The sequence below is a fragment of the Clostridioides sp. ES-S-0005-03 genome (assembly GCF_020658455.1).
GTDB lineage: Bacteria > Bacillota > Clostridia > Peptostreptococcales > Peptostreptococcaceae > Clostridioides.
This window is the reverse complement of sequence record NZ_JACVWI010000001.1, coordinates 690,920-712,848: the sequence shown is the minus strand read 5'-3', so window position 1 is coordinate 712,848 and position 21,929 is coordinate 690,920. Positions and strand designations below refer to the sequence as shown.

The 21,929-nt window shown below is 26.0% G+C and carries 28 protein-coding genes and 1 riboswitch; of the genes, 13 read left to right on the top strand and 15 right to left on the bottom strand.

What is annotated here, in order from left to right; all coding sequences use genetic code 11:
- Positions 1–6: 6 nt before the first annotated feature.
- The 4 genes from IC218_RS03380 to IC218_RS03365 all read right to left on the bottom strand — a co-directional run bounded on the left by IC218_RS03380 (position 7) and on the right by IC218_RS03365 (position 3,129).
- A complete protein-coding gene (locus IC218_RS03380; protein ID WP_227823811.1) occupies positions 7–735 on the bottom strand; it encodes a DNA alkylation repair protein in 729 nt (242 codons plus the stop codon).
- Positions 736–897: 162 nt separating this feature from the next.
- Complete coding sequence (locus tag IC218_RS03375) at positions 898–1,587, bottom strand: radical SAM protein (RefSeq protein ID WP_227433176.1); 690 nt, start codon at positions 1,585–1,587, stop codon at positions 898–900.
- Positions 1,588–1,595: 8 nt separating this feature from the next.
- Positions 1,596–2,159, bottom strand: coding sequence for an ECF transporter S component (locus IC218_RS03370; RefSeq protein WP_227433175.1), 564 nt, complete (start codon positions 2,157–2,159; stop codon positions 1,596–1,598).
- Position 2,160: 1 nt separating this feature from the next.
- The gene (locus tag IC218_RS03365) at positions 2,161–3,129 is read right to left on the bottom strand and encodes a nucleoside hydrolase (RefSeq protein ID WP_227433174.1); all 969 of its coding nucleotides are present in this window, start codon (positions 3,127–3,129) and stop codon (positions 2,161–2,163) included.
- Positions 3,130–3,230: 101 nt separating this feature from the next.
- A riboswitch (PreQ1 riboswitch) is annotated at positions 3,231–3,274 on the bottom strand.
- 360 nt (positions 3,275–3,634) lie between these two features.
- Between IC218_RS03365 and IC218_RS03360 the strand changes: the two genes are divergently transcribed.
- The 3 genes from IC218_RS03360 to IC218_RS03350 all read left to right on the top strand — a co-directional run bounded on the left by IC218_RS03360 (position 3,635) and on the right by IC218_RS03350 (position 4,705).
- Positions 3,635–3,991 (top strand): DUF3796 domain-containing protein, encoded by a 357-nt coding sequence (locus IC218_RS03360; RefSeq protein WP_227433173.1) that lies wholly within the window; start codon positions 3,635–3,637, stop codon positions 3,989–3,991.
- 2 nt (positions 3,992–3,993) lie between these two features.
- On the top strand, positions 3,994–4,194 hold the full coding sequence (locus tag IC218_RS03355) for a helix-turn-helix transcriptional regulator (protein WP_227433172.1): 201 nt from the start codon (positions 3,994–3,996) through the stop codon (positions 4,192–4,194).
- 328 nt (positions 4,195–4,522) lie between these two features.
- Positions 4,523–4,705, top strand: coding sequence for a hypothetical protein (locus IC218_RS03350; RefSeq protein WP_227433171.1), 183 nt, complete (start codon positions 4,523–4,525; stop codon positions 4,703–4,705).
- An 81-nt stretch (positions 4,706–4,786) separates the two neighbouring features.
- On the opposite strand, the gene IC218_RS03345 is transcribed toward IC218_RS03350, so the two are convergent.
- Positions 4,787–5,614 (bottom strand): N-acetylmuramoyl-L-alanine amidase, encoded by an 828-nt coding sequence (locus tag IC218_RS03345; protein WP_227433170.1) that lies wholly within the window; start codon positions 5,612–5,614, stop codon positions 4,787–4,789.
- A gap of 1,055 nt (positions 5,615–6,669) precedes the next feature.
- Here IC218_RS03345 and IC218_RS03340 point away from each other — a divergent pair.
- The 7 genes from IC218_RS03340 (at position 6,670) to pcp (ending at position 11,466) form a co-directional block, all read left to right on the top strand.
- Positions 6,670–7,299: a TetR/AcrR family transcriptional regulator gene (locus IC218_RS03340; protein ID WP_227823810.1), complete on the top strand. Its 630-nt coding sequence runs from the start codon at positions 6,670–6,672 to the stop codon at positions 7,297–7,299.
- A complete protein-coding gene (locus IC218_RS03335; protein WP_227433168.1) occupies positions 7,274–7,687 on the top strand; it encodes an FMN-binding protein in 414 nt (137 codons plus the stop codon). The genes IC218_RS03340 and IC218_RS03335 overlap by 26 nt, the downstream gene beginning before the upstream one ends.
- A 3-nt stretch (positions 7,688–7,690) precedes the next feature.
- On the top strand, positions 7,691–8,167 hold the full coding sequence (locus tag IC218_RS03330; RefSeq protein WP_227433167.1) for a flavodoxin domain-containing protein: 477 nt from the start codon (positions 7,691–7,693) through the stop codon (positions 8,165–8,167).
- Between the two features lie 226 nt (positions 8,168–8,393).
- Positions 8,394–8,993 (top strand): GNAT family N-acetyltransferase, encoded by a 600-nt coding sequence (locus tag IC218_RS03325; RefSeq protein WP_227823809.1) that lies wholly within the window; start codon positions 8,394–8,396, stop codon positions 8,991–8,993.
- 191 nt (positions 8,994–9,184) lie between these two features.
- Positions 9,185–9,850, top strand: a complete 666-nt coding sequence (locus tag IC218_RS03320; RefSeq protein ID WP_227433165.1) for a DUF969 domain-containing protein — start codon at positions 9,185–9,187, stop codon at positions 9,848–9,850.
- A gap of 21 nt (positions 9,851–9,871) precedes the next feature.
- Positions 9,872–10,804, top strand: coding sequence for a DUF979 domain-containing protein (locus tag IC218_RS03315; protein ID WP_227433164.1), 933 nt, complete (start codon positions 9,872–9,874; stop codon positions 10,802–10,804).
- A 20-nt stretch (positions 10,805–10,824) separates the two neighbouring features.
- Entirely contained in the window at positions 10,825–11,466 is a 642-nt protein-coding gene (gene pcp, locus IC218_RS03310; protein WP_227433163.1) for a pyroglutamyl-peptidase I, read from the top strand.
- A gap of 133 nt (positions 11,467–11,599) precedes the next feature.
- Here the strand turns inward: pcp and IC218_RS03305 are convergent, their stop codons facing one another.
- A complete protein-coding gene (locus IC218_RS03305; protein ID WP_227433162.1) occupies positions 11,600–11,932 on the bottom strand; it encodes a winged helix-turn-helix transcriptional regulator in 333 nt (110 codons plus the stop codon).
- Between the two features lie 371 nt (positions 11,933–12,303).
- Here IC218_RS03305 and IC218_RS03300 point away from each other — a divergent pair, with 371 nt between their 5' ends.
- A complete protein-coding gene (locus IC218_RS03300; protein WP_227483251.1) occupies positions 12,304–12,924 on the top strand; it encodes a flavodoxin family protein in 621 nt (206 codons plus the stop codon).
- Positions 12,925–13,073: 149 nt separating this feature from the next.
- Here IC218_RS03300 and IC218_RS03295 read toward each other — a convergent pair whose 3' ends face one another.
- The 8 genes from IC218_RS03295 to IC218_RS03265 all read right to left on the bottom strand — a co-directional run bounded on the left by IC218_RS03295 (position 13,074) and on the right by IC218_RS03265 (position 19,455).
- A complete protein-coding gene (locus tag IC218_RS03295) occupies positions 13,074–13,514 on the bottom strand; it encodes a hypothetical protein (protein WP_227823808.1) in 441 nt (146 codons plus the stop codon).
- A 159-nt stretch (positions 13,515–13,673) separates the two neighbouring features.
- Entirely contained in the window at positions 13,674–14,087 is a 414-nt protein-coding gene (locus IC218_RS21815) for a TraX family protein (RefSeq protein ID WP_255616313.1), read from the bottom strand.
- Between the two features lie 11 nt (positions 14,088–14,098).
- The gene (locus IC218_RS21810; protein ID WP_255616312.1) at positions 14,099–14,494 is read right to left on the bottom strand and encodes a TraX family protein; all 396 of its coding nucleotides are present in this window, start codon (positions 14,492–14,494) and stop codon (positions 14,099–14,101) included.
- Positions 14,495–14,504: 10 nt separating this feature from the next.
- Positions 14,505–15,908: a sensor histidine kinase gene (locus IC218_RS03285; RefSeq protein WP_227483254.1), complete on the bottom strand. Its 1,404-nt coding sequence runs from the start codon at positions 15,906–15,908 to the stop codon at positions 14,505–14,507.
- A gap of 3 nt (positions 15,909–15,911) precedes the next feature.
- The gene (locus IC218_RS03280) at positions 15,912–16,634 is read right to left on the bottom strand and encodes a response regulator transcription factor (RefSeq protein WP_227823807.1); all 723 of its coding nucleotides are present in this window, start codon (positions 16,632–16,634) and stop codon (positions 15,912–15,914) included.
- A gap of 118 nt (positions 16,635–16,752) precedes the next feature.
- Positions 16,753–17,526, bottom strand: coding sequence for an ABC transporter permease (locus IC218_RS03275; protein ID WP_227483255.1), 774 nt, complete (start codon positions 17,524–17,526; stop codon positions 16,753–16,755).
- Between the two features lie 5 nt (positions 17,527–17,531).
- On the bottom strand, positions 17,532–18,419 hold the full coding sequence (locus IC218_RS03270; RefSeq protein ID WP_227483256.1) for an ABC transporter ATP-binding protein: 888 nt from the start codon (positions 18,417–18,419) through the stop codon (positions 17,532–17,534).
- Between the two features lie 13 nt (positions 18,420–18,432).
- Complete coding sequence (locus IC218_RS03265; protein ID WP_227823806.1) at positions 18,433–19,455, bottom strand: hypothetical protein; 1,023 nt, start codon at positions 19,453–19,455, stop codon at positions 18,433–18,435.
- Between the two features lie 220 nt (positions 19,456–19,675).
- Here IC218_RS03265 and IC218_RS03260 point away from each other — a divergent pair, with 220 nt between their 5' ends.
- Both IC218_RS03260 and IC218_RS03255 read left to right on the top strand, forming a co-directional pair.
- A complete protein-coding gene (locus IC218_RS03260; protein WP_227433149.1) occupies positions 19,676–19,924 on the top strand; it encodes a hypothetical protein in 249 nt (82 codons plus the stop codon).
- A gap of 750 nt (positions 19,925–20,674) precedes the next feature.
- Positions 20,675–20,851 (top strand): hypothetical protein, encoded by a 177-nt coding sequence (locus IC218_RS03255; protein WP_227433148.1) that lies wholly within the window; start codon positions 20,675–20,677, stop codon positions 20,849–20,851.
- 632 nt (positions 20,852–21,483) lie between these two features.
- Here the strand turns inward: IC218_RS03255 and IC218_RS03250 are convergent.
- A complete protein-coding gene (locus tag IC218_RS03250) occupies positions 21,484–21,825 on the bottom strand; it encodes a winged helix-turn-helix transcriptional regulator (RefSeq protein ID WP_227433313.1) in 342 nt (113 codons plus the stop codon).
- Positions 21,826–21,929: the final 104 nt, after the last annotated feature.

Genomic DNA, 21,929 nt, shown 5'->3' with positions numbered 1-21,929 from the left:
CCTCCGTCAATATCTTCTTGTCTTTCTTTTCATACTTCTTATTATATTCTTCTTTTCTAAATCTACTCTGTTTGATTCAACTATTTTTTGTAACATTTTATTATAAGTAAAATCATCTAAATTATTATTTTTTATATAAAGAAGTGTTTCTTCTTCATACTTAACAAAACAAATTGACAATAGCCATGCCATACCCATTTTAACATAATATTCTTCACTTTGTATATTGTTACAGTATTCAAAAATATCTTTAATATGTTCATCATCAACATAATATATTAAAAACATAACTAATGCAAATCTAATCTCCCACGGATTTTCTGAACAAACATATTTTTTTAATATATCATACATGTATTCTTTATAATTATTTGTACATTTTAGTCCAGAACAAAATCCATCACAAATTGCCCAATTACTAATTTTAGGTACAAATTTTTTTATGTAATATAAAATCTCTTCAAAATTACTATTTATATTGCCAATCACCATACCCTGTAACATAACTTCTTCATAATAAGTATCTTCTGCTACTTCTAAAAATTCTTTCCAGTTGCCTTTACTTATTTCTTTTGACAACTTTCTTAAATTAGGAATTCTAATACCTATTATATTTTCTGTTCCTGGTATAAGTTTCTTATTAAAATCTCTATACTTAACATCTTGCATAGATTTCATATACTCTAAAAATTCGATATATTCCAATTTATCCCATTTTTCCCTACTAAGCATCATTTATTTACTCCTTAGTTCCTTTTTTCTTATTGTAACATAAAATTATATAAAAAAAAGCTTCTACATATCAGAAGCTTTTTCAAAAATGTACTAAATTTTTCAATTTAAAATTTAAATTAAATTAATCTTTACTACAGCATAATATCTCTTTAGAAAATCTTACTAATCTCCCACACCGAAGTCTGTATTATTGTATAAAACTTCTATATTTGGATTTTCATTTAAAAATTCATACTTATTAATAAACCATTTAACCAACTCTTCATCTCTTTTTATTTTAGAAGAATTGTTTATAAAAACATTCACAGTTGCTTTTTCAAAAGTATTTAGAATAATATCCATGTCATTATCTATCATTTCTTTAGTCTGTCCTTTTATTCCAACCATAATACAAGGCGAATCAAAATATTCTTTTACATCTTCTGGAGTTTTAAATCTTGCATTCTTATTTAAAAAATTATTTCTAAAATCATAATCAAATGTTTCAACCCCAATTTTAAATATTATAGGAATTTCAAAATAATCTCTCATTTCCTTTAGTCTATTTTTGTAGGACCAATGACTTTCTAAGAATAGTTTTTTTATATTTTTTTCTTTTATAATCTTCTTTATTCTCTCTAAAGTATCTTTAGGTATTTCAAAACAGCTACCAGAATTTATGACTTCAAGAACTCCATATTTTCCAGTTATATTTTTTAAAACTTCAAAGTTTACTTTGTTCATTTCTTCTTCCAAATTAGAATTATCATCTATATAATCACAAAAAGAACATCTTCCCCATATACATGGAAAGCTTTTAAGTAAAACTATTTCTCTTTGATTTTTATTTATTATCTCACTATATCTATCCATATTCTCTCCTATCTTTCTCCAGTTAATGATACTTTTAAAGTCTTTGGAACTGCATTTAATCCCAAATTTACCAAAACAACAGCAATTAATTTATCTGTATAATCTGTGAACACTTGAGTTATAAACACACTAAATACATCTCCAAGCCCTAGTACTTTTAAAATTTGAACTATATAAGAAGAACCCGATGATGTCACCCCGCCAAACAAAAAAGCTGAAATTACTGAGCTTACTATAGATGTTGGTATGGCAAACAACAATACTCCTAATGGAGTTTTTAAACCAGTTAAGAATTTCTTTTTAAAAGCAATACCAGCAAGTAATCCTGTTGATATCTGAACTGGTGCAAAATAAAGAGAATATACATCAAATGTAACTCCACTTATTAAACTTCCAAACACACCTGTAATAACAGCATATTTAGGCCCCAAAAGTGAAGCTATCATTATAGTTCCTATTGAATCTAAATATATAGGTAGCCTCAGCCCCATAGCTATAAACGCACCTACTATATTTATAGAAATCCCAAAGGCTATAAGTGTAATAGTTTTGACACATATTTTTCTTTTCACACTATATCACTCCTTCCACAGAGTCTATAATGTTTTCATATCCTTTAAAAAGTCTTTTTAAAAACATATACATAAATTTCTTTTCATCAACCTCATTTAAAATAATCGCATTAGCATGTTTTTTGTAGAAATTAAATGAGTCTACTATGGATTGCCCCATAGCTATTCCATCTTCCACAATTTCTACATATGATTCAAATCCTTTACATATACTTCTGTCTATAAAATATGCCACTGCTAGAGGGTCATTTATTACACAACCTATTATTCCTTCTTGCTCCCAATGAAAATCAATATAAAATCTAGTGATTTCAGTTATATATTTTGCCATTTTTTCATCAAGTCTATTTATAAACTCAATAATATTAGGAGTAAGTACAATTTTTCTAGTTACATCTAAACCTACCATGTGAATTTTTTTAGATAAATTCTTGTAAACATAATCTGCTCCATGTGGGTCTACCCAATAGTTAAATTCTGCTACTGGAGAACAATTTCCATGAATTTTAAAAGCTCCTCCCATAGATACAAATTCATCAAGATTTTCAAAGGCTTTTTTATCTTTCATAAGTGCTTTAGCTATGTTTGTAAGTGGTGCAAGTGCTATTATAGATACTTTTTCACGATTATGTAAAGTATTTATTATAAAATCTACTGCTCCATTTTTTGCTTTAACTTCTGTCACTTTTTGATAAAAATTTTCTCCTATACCATCTTCTCCATGTGTATCTTGAGCTGTTACAAGTGTTCTTTTTAGTGGTGCTTCTTCTCCTATATATACTGGAATATTTAGTGAAGAACACATTTGAAGTGTTTTTAGTGCATTTTCTGCACCTACATTTGCTGGTACGTTACCACAACATGTGGTAATTCCAATTACTTCTAGCTCTGGTGAGTTTAAAGCCAAAAGGATTGCCAAAGAATCATCAATTCCTGGGTCACAATCAATTATTACTTTTCTTTTTTCCATATTACTATCCTCCTTGATTTGTGGTCGAGGAGAACTACACATCTTTTTTCCACTTTCAAAAAGGTGTGTCTAAGGGTATTAATTATATACTGCCACTATATAATTCCTTAGTTTTTTATACTTGGAGTTCTCGAACAAGTACAGATGTTAAGTTTAGTTATGATTTTAAGTCATTTATTATAACCTGTCAATCAACTAAAACCTTTCAAACACCTGATTTACTAACTACAAAAACACTGTTTGTAGTTTAAAAGAATTTATTATATTTTTATGTGTCTCATTAAAGCATGCTTAAATAATAAACAAACTTTAATAAAATGTGGCACGTTTAAACCGATTATTATTATACAACAATATTATAAATATTACAATTAATACCTTTAATTAAATTTACATATAAAATTTATACTAAATTTAATTTTTATGTTGCAAATAAGCATCAAATGTTATATATTTTTAACAAGAAGTTAAAAATATATAACATTTACTAAAGGAGTTGTTAATAATGAAAAGTTTTAGGGAATTAAATAAACTAGGATTTTTAGGTTTCTTAGGTTTTTTAGGACTAGCTGGAATATATGCTGGTGAAATACGAACTATTAGTTTTTGTGCATTCTTTGTTTTTTTTAGATACTTTAATATTATGCCAGATGAATTATTTAGAGAAAACCTGAGAAAAGCAGCTGTGCCAGCATTTTTCTTTACACTTTCATCGCTATCAGTAGCTATGGTTTTATCCATCATCTCAGATAATATTTCTACTATTGAAAATGGTCTAGGAATAAGTTTTTCTATATCAATGATTAGCTTTGTTGCAGTTTTTGCATACTTACAGTATAAAGAAGGAAAAGGACTAGAGTAATGATGATTCGTTCAAGAACTAAAGAATATAGAGCAAAATATAATATGAAACAAGATGAACTGGCATCATTAGTAGGAGTAAGAAGAGAAACTATAGGAAATCTTGAAAATGGAAAATATAACCCTTCATTAAAATTAGCATTTGACATTGCTAACGTATTCAATGTAAGTATAGAAGAAGTTTTTGAATATATAAAGGATTAGTAACTATTCTCTTCTTAAAATTTTTGCTATACTTTTCTTAAATAGATTAAAACTAATACAATTTGGTGATTATATGAAAAGAAAACTTTCAACACGCTTTTTTGGATATATTTGGTTTGTTCATATTCTTTTTAGTGGCTTTTATATTAAAAAATTAGTACTAGATACTATGATAGGAATAATAATTCAACCAGTTTTACAGTTGTAATATCCAGTTTTGCATATACACTTGTAAAATATATTAAAGCGAAGTATTATACATATATATTTTCAAATAAAATAATTTATTTTATTTACTGAATATTTTTATTTTTTAGGGGGATGTATTGTGTTTAAAGACAAAATTGATGAATGTGTTCATATAATGACTGCATACATTGTTAGTTTAAAAGAATACTATTCATTTATAGAAACTCAGATTGATGATTTTATTAAAAGATATGGAGAAGATATTGTAGAGTCTTGTCTTCATAGAATTATGATTTTATTATGTGAATGTGGTTTGGCATAAAATTTAATTCATCAAAAAGAATAAGAAGAATTTTATATAAATTCTTCTTATCTAAATATTTAATTTAATAAAGATTTTAAATTACGCTTTTTCTTTTATAAATGCTCTTACTTTATCCATTGTTGACCACACATCACTATCATATATTTGTGTAAATTTTTCTCCTGTGCTCTTACTCATTTCTTCCATCTTGCTACAAGCACCTCCGCCAATAACATACAAATTTTCTGTTTTATATGGCTTATAATCTTTTATATCTGTTACTAAACAGCTTTCATCTTTTCTTTTATAATATAACCCTATTATTTCTGCTGAAACTCTATCATCTCCACTATAAACTATTGTATGTTTAATCTGCTTGATATCTCCACCATTTATATTATTATTTAATACGCCTTCTACGATTAACTTAGCCACACCCTCATATCCAAGTTTTTCTGCTTTCTCATAATCCTCTTTATTGTCACAAAAAAAACTTTCTATTAATATAGCAGTAGGTTTTGAACTATTTAGAATATACAATCCTTTATCTAATTTGGCTCCTCTATTTTTAAATACCATACCTAATTTATTACATATTCTAGTTGCATATTCTAAACCTTTATTACTATAATATAACACTTCTGAGCCTTTTCCTTGACCATCACTTGCATTTAAATGTAACTCTATAAGTAAATCATATTCTCCATTATTAACTTTAGGTATTTTATAAGACTTTTCCTCATTTTTAGAACTAAACTGTTTTTCAGGGCATATTATTACGCTTACTGTATGCCCTTTTTTCCTAAATATATCTGCTAATATTGGTGCCAATAATTTGTTATACTGATATTCATTAACTAATCCATCAGCAGAAGTACATGCACCATTTTTTAGAATACTGTGTCCTACTGTAATACATATTTTCATAACATTTTACTCCTTTAATTAAATTTTATCCATGTATATGTCCCATAATAATGAAAATCTAAATTTATATAAATCATTCATCTTCATAAAAAAAATAATTATCATTTTATTTTTTATAAAAATATCACAAATATTCTTAATATTCAATATATAATACATAAGTGGTAATCTAAAACGCATAACTAGACAAAAACATTTTTATTTTCATTTATTTTCATCTGATTTGATAAACTTTTATGTGATTCTACTATATAATCTCTATTGTCTATTTTTATTTAAAAATTCGTAAAATTATTAATTGATAATACTTTTTTTAACTATAACACTTTTTTATCATTTATATATTTTATAAATACTCTGTTTTAATTTTTTTATGTTAATATCTAATGATTACATTTTTTAGTATAACTTTAGTTATATCAAAAATATTTTAAAAATCTTAAATATATTCACACATTCTCATAAATTATGTTATAATGAGAATATTGCGATGACAGTTTTAGATTTTTGACAACTGGAGTGTAAAATCACTCCCTTTTCTTTTTACTAATTATGATAAATATTTAGTTAATACTAATATGCTATTATATAAAGTAAATATAAAAAATAAACTTTGTTATATGTACATTTTGCATTAATGCAAAAATGAATTTCATATATATTTCTCACAATAGGAGTGCTATGGCACTCTTTTTTGTTTTTTATAATTATGTGAAATATTCAGATACCATGTAATAAACCTTCATTTTTCAATTTTATATAAGAATCAATCATTAGATAAATACTATCTTTTTTATCTTAATATTATCCAAATCAGCACATAATAAATCCAATGTATCTTCTTAATATCACATAAGAAGATTCTAATCAATTTTAGTATCCTAAATTATTTTGCAAAACCAAATTAATTTGATTTAATAGTAATTTAATTAAAATGTGTAAGTACTGTACCAATATAGAAAGTATAGAAATCTAGATTGTTGACAAACTTAAAAATAAAACATACAATAACATTGTAAATTAAATTAACACTGTTAAGTTAAAGAGGTGATTATATGAGTGTCAAAGAAAGACGTAAAAAGGAAAAAATAGAAATGAAGAAAAAAATTATAGATGCTGCCATTGAAATTATCAATCAAGAAGGATATGAAAATTTATCAATTAGAAAAATTGCTACAAAAATAGAATATTCTCCAACTACTATTTATCTTTACTACAAAGATAAGGCACAGATTATTAATGATATGGCTAATGAACTTTATAATAAAATAGAAAATGATTCTATTACTGTTATGGATAAGTACTCCTCATTTTCAGTAGATAAACAAATCAGAGAAATTATGCTTACTTTTATCAAAATTCTTTCTAGCAATCCAGAAATGACAAAAGCCATAATGTATAGTGGAATGAATATTATATTTGCATCTCAAAATACTGCTAGTACTCCTGCTAATAATGGTATAGAGATGTTTGATAAACTTCTTGCTATTGGAATTAAGCAAAAAATATTTAAACCAAACATAGATAATGCTTCTTGGATGCTTATAAGTGCATTATTAGGCTTTGTTTTATGTGCTGTTGAAAATCACTTGTATTCTTTACATAACTTCCCACAATTTATAGACAATTTCGTGGATATTTTACTTGGAGGAATTTACAATGAGCATTCACATCAAAAATCTTAATAAGAAAAATAAATTTTTAAGAATTCTAAAAGTATTAATAGTTTTATTTTTTATATTTATATGTATTATTATTGTAGCTGTAGTTAATTTGAAACCAGAAAAATTAGTAGTACAAAATATAAATCCTACTAAAATAAAAAATGGTACTTATCTTGGAAATGCTGATAATGGTCTAGTAAAAGCTACTGTATCTGTCAAAGTTAACAATGGAGTAATAAAAGATATTCATATATTGAAACATGACACTCTTTTAGGTAAACCAGCTGAAAAGATTGTAAATAATATTATTAAGCAACAATCTTTAGAAGTGGATGCTATAACTTCTGCAACTTACAGCAGTGATACTATACGAAAAGCTATAGAAAATGCTTTACAAAAAGGAGAGTAAAATATGGATACTATTATTGTATATTCAAGTAAATATGGTTGTACAACAGACTGTGCAAATATATTAAAAAGTAAACTATCAAATAATGTGACTATTGTTGATATTAAGGATAAAAACAGTAAAATTGAATTATCAAAATTTGATACAGTTATTATTGGAAGTTCAATATATGTGGGTTCAGTTTCAAAAGAAATTCGTACATTCTGTAATGATAATATAGAGTCATTAAACCAAAAGAAAGTTGGAATTTTTCTTTGTTGCGCATTCTCTGAACAGACGGATAAATATCTATCAAGTAATTTCCCATCATCATTATTAAAGAGTGCAAAATCAATAAGTGTATTTGGTGGTGAAGCTAGATTAGAGAAAATGAAATTTTTTGATAAATTGATTATGAAGTCAGTTACAAAAAATGATTACAATGGTTTGAAAATATCACAGGATAATATAGATAATTTTTTAAGAAATTTTAATGACTAAAATAAGCTATACTCTTCGTTAACAACCCCATCTACCCCTACTTTATGGCAAAGAGCTCAAAAGTCATGGAATGTTTTACCATATATTTTTATATCAAAAGTTACATAACTTTCCCTTATATAACTTTTGATATAAAATATAATAAAGTATACAATATGTTTTCACATTTAAACTTGAACATTATAAAACAAAAACTATTATATTTACTACATTGGAGATGATACTTATGGGAAAAGTTAAAATCAGACTAGCAAAGGAAACAGATGCTGAAGAAATATTAAAAATATATACACCATATATCACTAATACAGCAATTACTTTTGAATATGATATACCAAATATTAGTGATTTTAAAAATAGAATAAAAACAATTTGTTCAAAATATCCATATCTAGTATGTTTAATTGATGAAAAAATTGTTGGATATACTTATGCTCATGAACATAATGAAAGAACTGCTTATCAATGGAATGCTGGATTATCAATTTATATTGATGAAAGGTTTGTAAGTTGTAAAATAGGCATAGCTCTTTATAATTCAATAATAGATATATTAAAATTACAAAATATTCAAAACTTATATGTTAGCATTGCATCGCCTAATATTAAAAGCGAAAGACTTCACCAACACTTTGGTTTCAAACTATGTGGAATTTATCATAATACAGGATATAAGTTTGGTAGTTGGCATGATGTTATGTTATTTGAAAAATACATAGGTACTCATCCTATAAAACCAGACTACATAAAAACAATCAAACAAATTGATACGAAAGAAATCGACACTATTTTAAAAAAAAGCAGTCTTCTTGTCAAATTACTTTAAAATAAAAACTTTAAATAAACCAAAATAAAAATAAGAAAGTAACTTTAAAATAAGTATTTTAAAGTTACTTTCTTATTTTTTATTAAATTTTATAATAATAGTCATATTAACGTAAATACTATAAAAAGAGTTTAAATTTATTTATTTAGTAAAATTAAATCAAAATAGAAAAAATGGAAGGAGAATAATTGATGATAAAACTGATTGGTATATTAATAGTTGTGATTGGATTTATACTTAAAATTGATACATTATTTACTGTATTATTAGCAGGAATAGCAACAGGACTTGTAGCAGGATTAGATTTTAACCAAATCTTTACAACTCTAGGAGATTCTTTTGTCTCAAATAGAGGTGTGTCATTGTTTATACTAACATTACCTGTAATTGGTGTTTTAGAAAGATATGGATTAAAACAAAGAGCAGTTTCTCTAATAGAAAAATTACAAAGACTCACAACAGGAAAAGTACTGAGTATATATATGTTTGCTAGACAAATAGCTGGAGCCTTATCAATAAGAATGAGTGGACATCCTCAATTTGTAAGACCACTTGTTAACCCCATGGCACAAGCTGCTGGATTAAGCAATAGTGATGAATTAAAAGAATCAGACGAAGAAGCTATAAAAGCATTATCTGCTGCATCAGAAAACTATGGTAACTTCTATGGTCAAAACTTATTTGCAGGTAGCAGTGGAGTTTTACTTATAGCATCTACTCTTACTCAATTTGGATATAATGTAACTGGAATTGAGATTGTAAAAGCTAATATCATTATGGCCGTAATAGCATTTATAGCTGCCACAATCCAATTTACTCTATATGATAAAAAATTAAATAAAAGTCATAAGAGATAGATTTATTTAGGAGGTATAAAAGTGCAAAATTTTATAAACATATCATTAGAAATTTTTTATGCATTAATGGGGCTTTTAATGATTGTCATAGCATACAGGTCTTTTACTACAATAGACAATAATAAAAAATACGGTACATCATTATTTTGGATACTAATATCACTACCATTTATATTTGGAAGATTAATTCCAGCTAATATAATAGGAATCATACTAATATTATCTAGTTTATTAACACTTACTAAACAAGTCATATTTGCAAAATACGAAGAGCCAAATGAAAATTTTGGGAAAGAACAGGCAGACAAACTTAAAAATAAAATATTCATACCATCATTAATATTAGCTTTTGCAGCAGTAATTGTAGCTATGAGTCTTTCTAATTTCGATAATTCTTCACAGTTTGCAATAGGTGTAGGTTCAATAATTGCACTAATATCTGCTCTTATAATAACCAAATCAAAATCATCTACCTCAGTTCATGATGGTTCAAGATTATTGCAACAAATGGGACCAGCTAGCATGCTACCACAACTTTTGGTTGCATTAGGTGCTTTGTTTACTCAAGCTGGAGTTGGCGAAGTTATCTCAGGTATGATATCAGGAGTAGTTCCTACTGACAATAGATTATTTGGCGTTATAGCTTATGTATTGGGTATGGTTATATTTACTATGATAATGGGAAATGCATTTGCTGCATTTTCAGTCATAACGGCAGGAATTGGAATTCCTTTTGTATTGTCTCAAGGTGGAAATCCTGCTATAATTGGAGCATTAGCATTAACAGCAGGATATTGTGGAACTCTACTTACTCCAATGGCAGCTAATTTTAATATAGTTCCAGCAGCTTTACTTGAATGTAAAAATGATTATGTTGTTATAAAGTATCAAGCACCAGTTGCTTTAATATTAATTGTAGCACACATATTAGTAATGTATTTTTTAGGATTTTGATATAAATAGGAGGTAAAATAATGAAAGTTTTATTAACAGGGTTTGACCCATTTGGTGGAGAACCAATTAATCCCGCTCAAGAAGCTGTCGAAAGGGTCAAAGATAATATAAATGGCTCAGAAATTATAAAAATAACTATACCAACAGTTATGACAAAATCTGTTGAAGCAATAGATAAAGCTATTCAAAAACACAACCCTGATATAGTAATATCAGTCGGACAAGCAGGAGGTAGATTTGATATTACACCTGAGAGAGTTGCTATAAATGTAGATGATTTTAGAATAAAAGATAATGAAGGAAATCAGGTTATAGACACGGTTATAAAAGAAGATGGTCAACCTGCATATTTTTCAAAATTACCTGTAAAAGCTATGGTAAAACATATGAATGAAAATAAAATTCCAGCTAGTGTTTCAAATACTGCAGGTACATTTGTTTGCAATCATGTAATGTATGGAATTCTTTACATGATAGATAAAAAATATCCTAATATAAAAGGAGGCTTCATACACATACCATACATGACTTCTCAAATAATAGATAAAAAGAATACACCATTTATGTCTTTAGAAGAAATAGTTAAAGGTTTGGAATTAGCCATAGAAGCTTGTGTAATCTACAAAGATGATATAAAAGAAATTGGTGGTGAAATTTCATAAAAAATATCTAAAATAAATTTTTTAAATTATAAATGAAAATAGACATTTTTTTAAATATAGACTGTAAGTATATTTGTTTAAATTCAAATTTACCTACAGTCTTTTACAATATGTACAATCTTCAAATGTAAAATTAAATTCTATTCTGTTCTCCCCACTCACACATTGCATCTAAAATCTTAATCAAAGACTTCCCTCTCTTTGATAAACTGTATTCTACTTTAGGTGGTATTTGAGGATATTCAGTACGAATAATCAAATCATCTGCTTCTAATTCCTTTAAAGATAAACTCAGAGTCTTATAAGAAATAGTCTTTATATAACGTTTTAGTTCATTATATCTAACAACTTTAAATTCAGCAAGGCAATAGAGAATTACCATCTTGTATTTTCCATTAATCAGTGAAAGTGTATAACTAAACCCTGTTTCACTTAAATCTGCTTGTGAGATACAATCCATATCCATGTGCTACACTCTCCTTTAGGTTAGTATTGAACAAAAATGTGCGTACTTGTCTTTTAGCTAATTTATAATAAAATTATAGTGTAAGAACAATTAAAAGTCAATTTGCTATAATACATATAAATTCTACTTAATGCTAGTACTTTAGCATATTGTCAAATTTTAATTTATTTACTCTTTAATTCAAGTTATAAAAAACTTCTAACATAATGTAGTTTCATATCACTGATAAATTTAGTAATAGGAGGTGTTTTAAATGTAAATCTAAGAACAAATGGAATATACCTGTACTTATAGATTCATAGAAAACCTATTTTAGAAAAAGCAAAGACCCTTGAATATCGATTAAATAAATTTTACTGGAGGAATTTCTAATGAAAGTTTTATTAATAAATGGTAGCCCAAACCAATACGGGTGTACTTATACAGCATTAAATGAAGTTGCTAAAACATTAAATAAGCATGACATTGAAACCGAAATATTATATTTAGGTAAAAAACCAATACCAGGTTGTATTGCTTGCTCATCATGCTTTCAAACTGGCAAATGTACTTGGAATGATAAGGTCAATGAGTTAGCGAAAGAACTAGATAATATTGATGGTATTATTGTTGGCTCACCTGTATATTATTCTGGTGCAAGTGGACAACTAACTTCATTTCTTGACCGCTTATTTTTTTCAGCTGGAAGTAAAATGGCAAAGAAACTTGGTGCATCAGTTGTATCATGTCGACGTGGTGGAGCAACTGCAACATTTGACCAACTAAATAAATATTTCTCAATCAGTAATATGCCTATTGTATCATCACAGTACTGGAATCAGGTTCATGGTTTTACCCCAGAGGATGTTATGAAAGATAAAGAGGGATTACAAACTATGAGAACTTTAGGTGAAAACATGGCATGGCTTCTTAAGTGTATTTCAGCTGGGCAAAAAACAGGAGTCAAAGACCCTCAATATGAAGAAAAAATTATGACTAATTTTATACAATAAATAATTTGGTTTTATTAATTGTTAATTTAAAATTAAAGTGATACTTAATAAATGGAATAGCGCATAGAAAGCAGTATAATACCTAAATAGTGGTTTTGATTCTATTTATATCGAAACCACTATTTTATTATTTAATCTGTTTAAAACGATTAATTTCTGACATGCTCAGTTATACCCTTCCATTTTCTTTTATAAAAATAGATTAACCCAATAATAGCTGGGAGTATTGGTGATAAAGATTGAGCAAAATAAACGCCTATAAATCCATATTCTAAAATAGTTCCTAGTGTATAACTAAGGGATAGTCTAATAACTACAGAATCTAATAATGCATTAAACATAGCTAGACTAGTAAAACCTATACCAGTTACAAATGAATCATAAATATGCATTACTGCATAAATCAAACTGTTAATTAAACAATAAATTCTAAGATACACAATTCCCTCTCTAATAACTTCTTGATTTTTAGACCCCCAAAATACAACTATTGATTCTGCAAATATTTGTACAAAAACAATGGAAATAAATGTTACAACCAAGCTTAATAATGACAGCTTGACCAACTGCCCAACATAGCATCCCTGCAAAAGTATTTATCTTCAATCCAATTCCAGATACTGCTGAGACAGCAACTCCATAATTATTTAACATGCCAGTCATTAATAAGTAGAATATATTGACCATAGACATTTGTATGAAATATAGAAAGTTATTAATAACCATACTTATCAATGTCTTCTATATTCTTAGATTTTTATCAAATACACTCCTAAAATATACAATATATATATATGTATTGGATAGTATAAATAAAACAAATATTTCATACTCTTACCTTTTTCTCCATTATAAAGCAACATAAAAGGAAGTGACGCAATCATCATCCATTGGTAATTTTCTAGAAGAGATTTTTTCAAGCTATAATCTCCTCCTGCTATGGCTACAAATATAAATATACACATCAAAAAATAACAAATACTTAAACTAAACTTCTTTCCTCTACATAAATAAAAAATAATCCCCAGTGCAATCAAAATTGGTCCCCCTTCTACCAAAAATGGTACTGGTACAAAAATCATAATAAACATAAGTACTTTATCCGCTGAGCTAAAAAGTAAAGTTAATATAACGATTCCTAAAATTATAGGAACACTTATCATCAAAAGCCCTCTCACAAGATACTTTTTTCTTTTTCTGTTCTAAATTTCTTTATAAATTCTATAGCCTGTAAATAAATTACTACCAAAAATAATGTTGCAAAAATATTATTCATAATTATTGAACCTTCTGGATTTTGGAAAGCAGTATTAATTATTTGATTCCCTATTGCCATAATGATAGCCCCTACATATAATCTAGCAATATACTTTTTTTTGTTGCTTGTATGACAAAACCCTTCTACTACCATAAACGTAAACAATGGTGCTGATATTCTACCTAACCAATGAAACCAAACTGGTATATGCATTGTTTGTGGCATAAAAGCTGCTATATGGTCAAATGTCATAAATACCAGTGCTAATATTTTAATAGTAAATCCATTGAAACCTTTTTTAAGAAAATCCATATCATATCTCCTACTTCTGATTTATTTTTATGACGACTTCTGTTCCTATTCCTATTTCACTATTCACATAAATACTACCTTTATGAATCTCTATTATCTCTTTAGAAATAGCCATTCCAAGACCAGAGCCTTTATGTAATTCACCTGTATTAGTACCTCTATAATATTTTTCAAAAATATGCTTTAAATCATTTTTACTTATTCCTACTCCACTATCTTTTATTATAATTTCTATAGTATCTTTTTTTACTATTTCTATTTTTATCAGAGTTTCTTCTTTATTATGCACTATTGAATTAAATATGAGATTTGTTATAGCTCTTCTAAATAAAATTGAATCTACATATACTTCAATTAAATCTTCATAACTTACAAACTCAATATTTCTATTTTTATATCTATTGTCATTTAGAATATCTATTATTATATTTCTAACCAAACTAACTAAATTTATTTTCTTCTTGTTCAAAACTAAGCTATTATTTTTTAATCGAGTTGATAAATTTAAATCATCAACCAAATTTTTTATATACTTGGACTTATTGTATATAATCTCTGTATATTCTCGTAATTCCTCTTCCACAAATTCATAATCTTTATCATTGATTATCTCTGCATATCCTTGTATAGAAGCCAGTGGTGTATTTATATCATGTGTTATATTAGCTAACCATTCCTCTCGCATCTCTTCATTTTCTTTTCTCTCTGCTTCGTTTACCCTCAATGTATCAGCCAACATATTGATATTTTCAAAAACTTCTTCATATATTCCCCTGTTTTTAAGATATAAACTATAATTTCCGTTAGCCATAGTTTCAATACTCCATATTACATTGGATATTGGCTTTGTAAGTTTTCTACTAAATAAGTATCCTATGCTTAAAGCTACCATCCCATCAATTACCAATGTCAAAGTGATAATTTTATTTAAAATTGCTTTAGCATTATCTTGAGAATAAGTTAAAATTATTCTCGATACATCTCTACTAGGCATACCTATTATTATATTTAGATGTTTGTTGCCTAAATATTTTTCTAAAACAAAATTAGTATACTCTGTTTCTATATATTTGTAGTTATTAACCATTTGAAAAGGAGTATATTTTTTTGGAGTATTCGTTGGCACATTTACTCCATACAATTCTTCTCCTGAGTCATTTAAAACTTGTACCCAAGAATGTGATTTTTTTAATTTTTCAATGCCAGCTTTTGATAACTTGAACTCTCCATTTTTTTCATATAGCTCTTTTTCAAAAGAACGAGCAAACTCTTCAGGACTGTTTTTAGAACCTACAACATTAAAAAAATTATTAGTCGAAATCACATATAAAATAGACGCAATATTTATAATAACCACTGATATAACTACAAATACGATTGTAAACATAAAGTTTCTAGTAATCTTCCACTTCATATTCTAATCTTCCTTTACTGCTAATTTATATCCAAGTCCTTTTATCGTAAGGATATATTCTGGCTTTGAAGGATTATCTTCTAATTTTTCTCTAATCTTTCTAATATGAACCATTATAGTATTATCAAATCCAATATAATCTTCACCCCATACTTTATCCCATAACTTTTCTTTACTTATAATTTGATTTTGATTGTGTGCAAATAAAGACAATATTTTTAATTCTTTTGCAGATAATGCAATAGACTTACCATCTTTTATGAGTTCTGCTCTACTTTCATTTAATTTATATGGACCAAATGATATAATCTTTTCTTTATTATCTGAGTTTATGCTTTCATTTTGTTCTTTATTAAAATAATTTAGTCTTCTTAGATGAGCTTTTGCCCTAAAAGCGACCTCTTTAGGACTAAAAGGCTTTGTAACATAGTCATCGCCTCCAATTGCTAGTCCAAGTAATTTATCTAACTCTTCCGTCTTAGCTGATAAAAATATGATTGGTACATTAGAGTTTTTTCTTATTTCTTTACAAATATCGTACCCTTCACCATCTGGCAACATAATATCCAGAATGATTAAGTTAGGATTATATTTTTTAAATACTTCCAATCCTTCCTTTCTTGTTTTTGCAGTATACACATTGTTAAGACCTTCTTTCTTAAATACAGTTTCTAAGAGTTTTAAAATTTCTACCTCATCATCTATTACTAAAATGCTATTTTCCATAAATAACCTCCTATGATAATTTATCTATATATTAACATATATCTTCTCTAAGCTTTATTTATATTATTTTAAATCAAGTCAATATATAAACAAAATCATTGTTCTTTTTTATTCTTAATTAAAACCTTTTACTTGATGTAAAATTTTTATATGTTATTTTAGTTAATATTATTATCAATATGATTGAGATTAATATAGATAAACCTATTAAAGTATTTGGTACATTATACTTAACAATTTGTTGACTCATCATAATCCAGTTTGGAGTAATAGAAACAAATTTTATAGCATTATCTGGTATAAAACCTGTAATAAAGTATGGAACAGCCATAATTAAGCCTCCTAATATGAAAGGCATTACAGCTGATTTAAATATTGAAGAAAGTGCTAGTCCTATTTGTGCAAATATGAAAGAACCAAAAATGACTGATACTATAACAATCAAGTACATTTGTATTACTGTAAGATTTAAATTACTATTACTAAAATACCATAAGTTCTTAATTGGTTCATTCAAATTTTTAAATTCAAAAAAACTAAATCCTCTAATCCCAACCAATAATACAAAAGAAATGTTAATCATGGACAAAGTCAATCCATTAGCTATTATTTTTGATACTACTACTGACTTTTTCCCATTTTTAGTTGTATTTATTAGACTTGTCATATTAGAATCATATTCTTTTGTATAGTTTCCAGAAGTTATTATAAACATTATCAACCCTATTAAAGGTATAGAACCCTCTATTTTATAAAATATATCTGAATATGTGTCAAAAACATTAAATTTTCTAATCAATACAAACCCAAATAATAGTAAAAATATCCAAAGCATCCAAACACTTTTTAATTTTAAGGCTTTTATTATTTCTGCTTTAACTAAATTTATCATATCTGTTATATCTCCTTTGCATCTTCTAAATCAAAGTAAAGCATATATACATCCTCAAATTTTGCTTGAACTAGTTGTACATTAGCTTCAGTTGGAGTATTTTCTGACACAACTCTAATTACTATTGAATTAACATCACTTTGAATACTTATAACTTTATATTTAGATTGAATCTCATCAATATCACACTCATCTTCAACTTGAATATTATAAACTTTATCTTGCATATGATTTAATATTTCTTTATATGTTCCTTTCATAAGAAGTTTACCATTTTTAATCATTATTGTTTCTTTTGCAACTGATTCTATATCTGAAATTATGTGAGTAGAAAGAATTATTATCTTATCCCTTGATATTTTTGCTATTAGATTTCTAAACCTCGCTCTTTCTTGTGGGTCAAGTCCTGCTGTTGGTTCATCAAGTACTATTATTTTAGGATTGTTTAATAAAACTTGTGCTATGCCAACTCTTCTTTTCATACCTCCAGAGAATTTTCCTATAGCCTTATTTCTGACATCATAAAGACCTACTAACTCTAACAATTCATCTATCCTACAATTTAAATTTCTGCCTTTTAGACCTTTCAACGCTCCTATATATTGTAAAAATTGTCTAGCTGTAAAGTTTTTATATACTCCAAATTCTTGTGGTAAATATCCTAAAATATTTCTATAATCATCATCCATATTAAATATATCCTTACCATTGTAAAGTATTTGCCCACTCTCAGGTTTTATTAGTGTGGTTATTTGTTTCATTAGAGTGGATTTTCCTGCTCCATTTGGTCCTAAAAGACCATAAACTCCATTTTCTAATGTAACTGTAATTTTATCATTTACTACTTTTTTTCCATATATCTTTGAAATATTTTTAACTTCTAATTTATTCATTTTAATTCCCCTTTTATCTATTTATATACTTTGACTTTATTACTGAGAAACACAAAGTCATTATACCTAAAAATATTACTACTAAAAGTCCTATTGATAGATTGACAATATCTATATTCATTTTAAATATTCTAATATCACCTAAATAATTTCCTATTATTTTATTAAATCCAAATATTAAATCATAGTAATTTACCGTTGAAATAATCGAAAGCAATCCTTTAGGTAATATGTGAACTACTGACATCACTTTAGCTACAGCTATACTTAAAATAAGAAAACCTACTGATGATATTGAAGATTTGCTAATAAAAGAACCTAACATAGCTATCATTGCCCATCCTTCAAACATTAAAATATCTATAGCTATATTTGATATTACATAATTGGTTATATTTGAATTTGCTTTCAATGTAGCTATATTGTCTACTATCCTAAACGATTCTAAGTCACCATTAATTGGTAATCCTTGTTGTATGCAGGTTATAATAAATATCCAGATTAAATAAACAAAATAAATTACTAATGGTATAAATATAGCAATAACTATTTTAGATTTTAATGCCTTTTCCTTCTCTTTTGATGATAGTATAATATCTTTTACTGAAGAAATTACTTCATCTGTATAAAGATTTGATACAGTTATGATTATGACAATCAACATCCCTATATTTATAAGTGAATTTGTGGCTCTATAATTAAATACCTTCCAAAAGTCAACATTTTTATATTCATCAACATTTAGATTATCAAGTTTTTCTTTTGACATGGATTTAATCTTTTTAGAAAATTTATCACTATATGTTTGATTTGAAAGTTGTTTTAAAATATCAAGTTTTTTTTGAAATTTATCATTAGCTATATCTGTTCTATTCCTTGTATATTCTATATGACCTTTTTTCTCATCAATATAATAATCTTCTGTTTCTAAAACAGGTTTAACAAATATACTGATTAATAATATGAATATTAATATCCCTAAAGATATCAACATGCTCTTAGATTTAATCAATTTCTTTATTTCCCAACTTATCAATATACATTTCCTCCTAAGTCTTTTTAATTGCTTTTTATTTATATACATAATAAAACTTAAATCTTATATCAATATAATTCTAACCTTAAATAAAACTTAAATTATGTGTTTAGTTTTATTCGCTACTTATTTTTATTGTAATTTTTTAGTTTACATTTTTTATAATAAACTTGATATACTTTTATTAATAGGATTAAATCTAAGATAAGTTGGTGATTGTATGAAAAGTATAGATATTTATACAAAATTAAAAATAATCTTCTTAACATCTATGGCTATGTTTATTATTGGAGCAGCATTTATCTTTTTTATAGAAAATTATATAGTATCAATTATTTTTGTACTTGTTGGTATTTTTATTGATTGGAAATTTTATCGTTGCCCAAATTGTAATCATTATTTAGATTCAAGAATGGAACTTGTAAAGAATAGTACTTATTGCCCATATTGTGGAAAAATTATCAAATAGTGACTTAAATTGCATTCTATATTTAAAAGGAATTTTTTTAATATAAAAACTTTATTATTAATAATCAAGATATTACATATAAATAATACAGTTTAACTAAATTTAATTACATTGTTTTATTTATTTTTATAAAAGAACATATATATGTGTTATAGATATGCTCTTATCTTTTTTGTTGTCTCTTAAAATTTTTTAGCATAACAAAAAAGATATAAAGAGCTATCTACAAGCTCTTTATATCTTTTAAATATCTATAAGTAAATCAATTAGTTTTTATATCCGTTTTAAAATATCTATCTTAAAGTTCTTACTAACAATAAATTTTATTTTTTATATTATTGTTAATTTTAATATTCTAGCATCTCACTTTATTTATTCTTACATTCATTTTAATAATATATCCTGAATACTTTTTTAGTTTATCCTCTACTTTGAATCTAATTAATTCAAATATATAAACCTTTAATTCAATCTATTCATGTAAACCTTATCAGCTTATTGTCATAGTTTATTCTTCAAAAAATAAATATAATTTTATAATATTTTTTAATCTAAAACAAGCATGTTGAATAATAAATCATATTCTAGTATTATTAACTTGTAGAATAAAAGCTAAATTGGTAAAACTAGAAAAATTTAGTAATAAAGTTATAGTGATAAGTACTAAAAAATTCTTTGTAAGTTACGTTAGCAAGTTAGCACATATATAATTTTTTTATTTTTACTAAAGTTTTTAGGGGGATGGATAATATGTTTATTGGAGAAATAGACAGATGTACACATATATTAACTGCTTATATAAGTAGTTCATATGATTATTGTAATTTTATAGATACACAATTAGATGATTTTATATCAGAATATGGAGAAACTGTAGTTGAATCTTGTTTATATCAAGTTTTATTGTTAGTAAGTAGATATAATTAAAATTAAGTTTCATTTTCTAGAAAAACCTTTTTAGATTTTCTACCTTAAATAACTATATAATTTTTTATACTTTTCAAGTAACTATAACTTATTTTAAAGTAAAGATGTATTGGGAGTACATCTTTACTTTTTCACTATATAATCTAAAAGTATATACTATAAAATAAAACAACTATACAAATTACATCCTTTATATTCTCTTGAAACACAAGAATCATTCTATACACATATTCTACAATTTCATCAAATATGAATCTAAGTTTTTACTACTCCAAATTTTATCTATCTATAACGCAAATCATATTTATAAAATATCCCCCTATTGTACTTAAATCATATATAAAGTAACATCAATATTTAGAATATTCAATATCAATTGCATAACTGGTCAATAAAAATGTATAACTAGACAAATTTCCATATTTATATAAAAAATTCAAGAAAAATAATCATTTTATTTAGATATATTTTTTATTTTTTTATTTAATTTATATTAAAAAATATCACTAATAAAGATTTTAATTAGTGATTTTCAAAGTATTAATCACAGAAAATTATATACCTGTAAATTAACTTTAGCATTTCTAATTTATAAAATAAAAGCCCAGCAAAATCTTTACTGGGCTTTTATTTTACAAATTGAGTTTATTATTTTCACCCCATTTACACATTTCTTCTAAAATAGGCATTAATGACAATCCCCTTTTGGAAAGTGAATATTCAACTTTAGGAGGAATTTGAGGATATTCTTTGCGTATGATAATACCATCTCGTTCCAATTCTTTTAACTGATTATTGAGAATCTTATCAGTTATTGAACCAATACATCTTTTAAGTTCTCCATAACGTAATACATCATACTCGACTAACCAAAACATTATAATCATCTTCCATTTTCCTCCAATAATTGAAAGAGTATATCCAAATGGTGTAGAAGTTATATTAGTTAAATCAGATGTATTATAGTTTTTCATACTCATTTAATCACCATCCTATAATAAAGATACTATCCTAAATGTTAGTACCTTACTTAAAAGTAAATACTTGTTTAAATATAAGATAGCACATATACTTATAT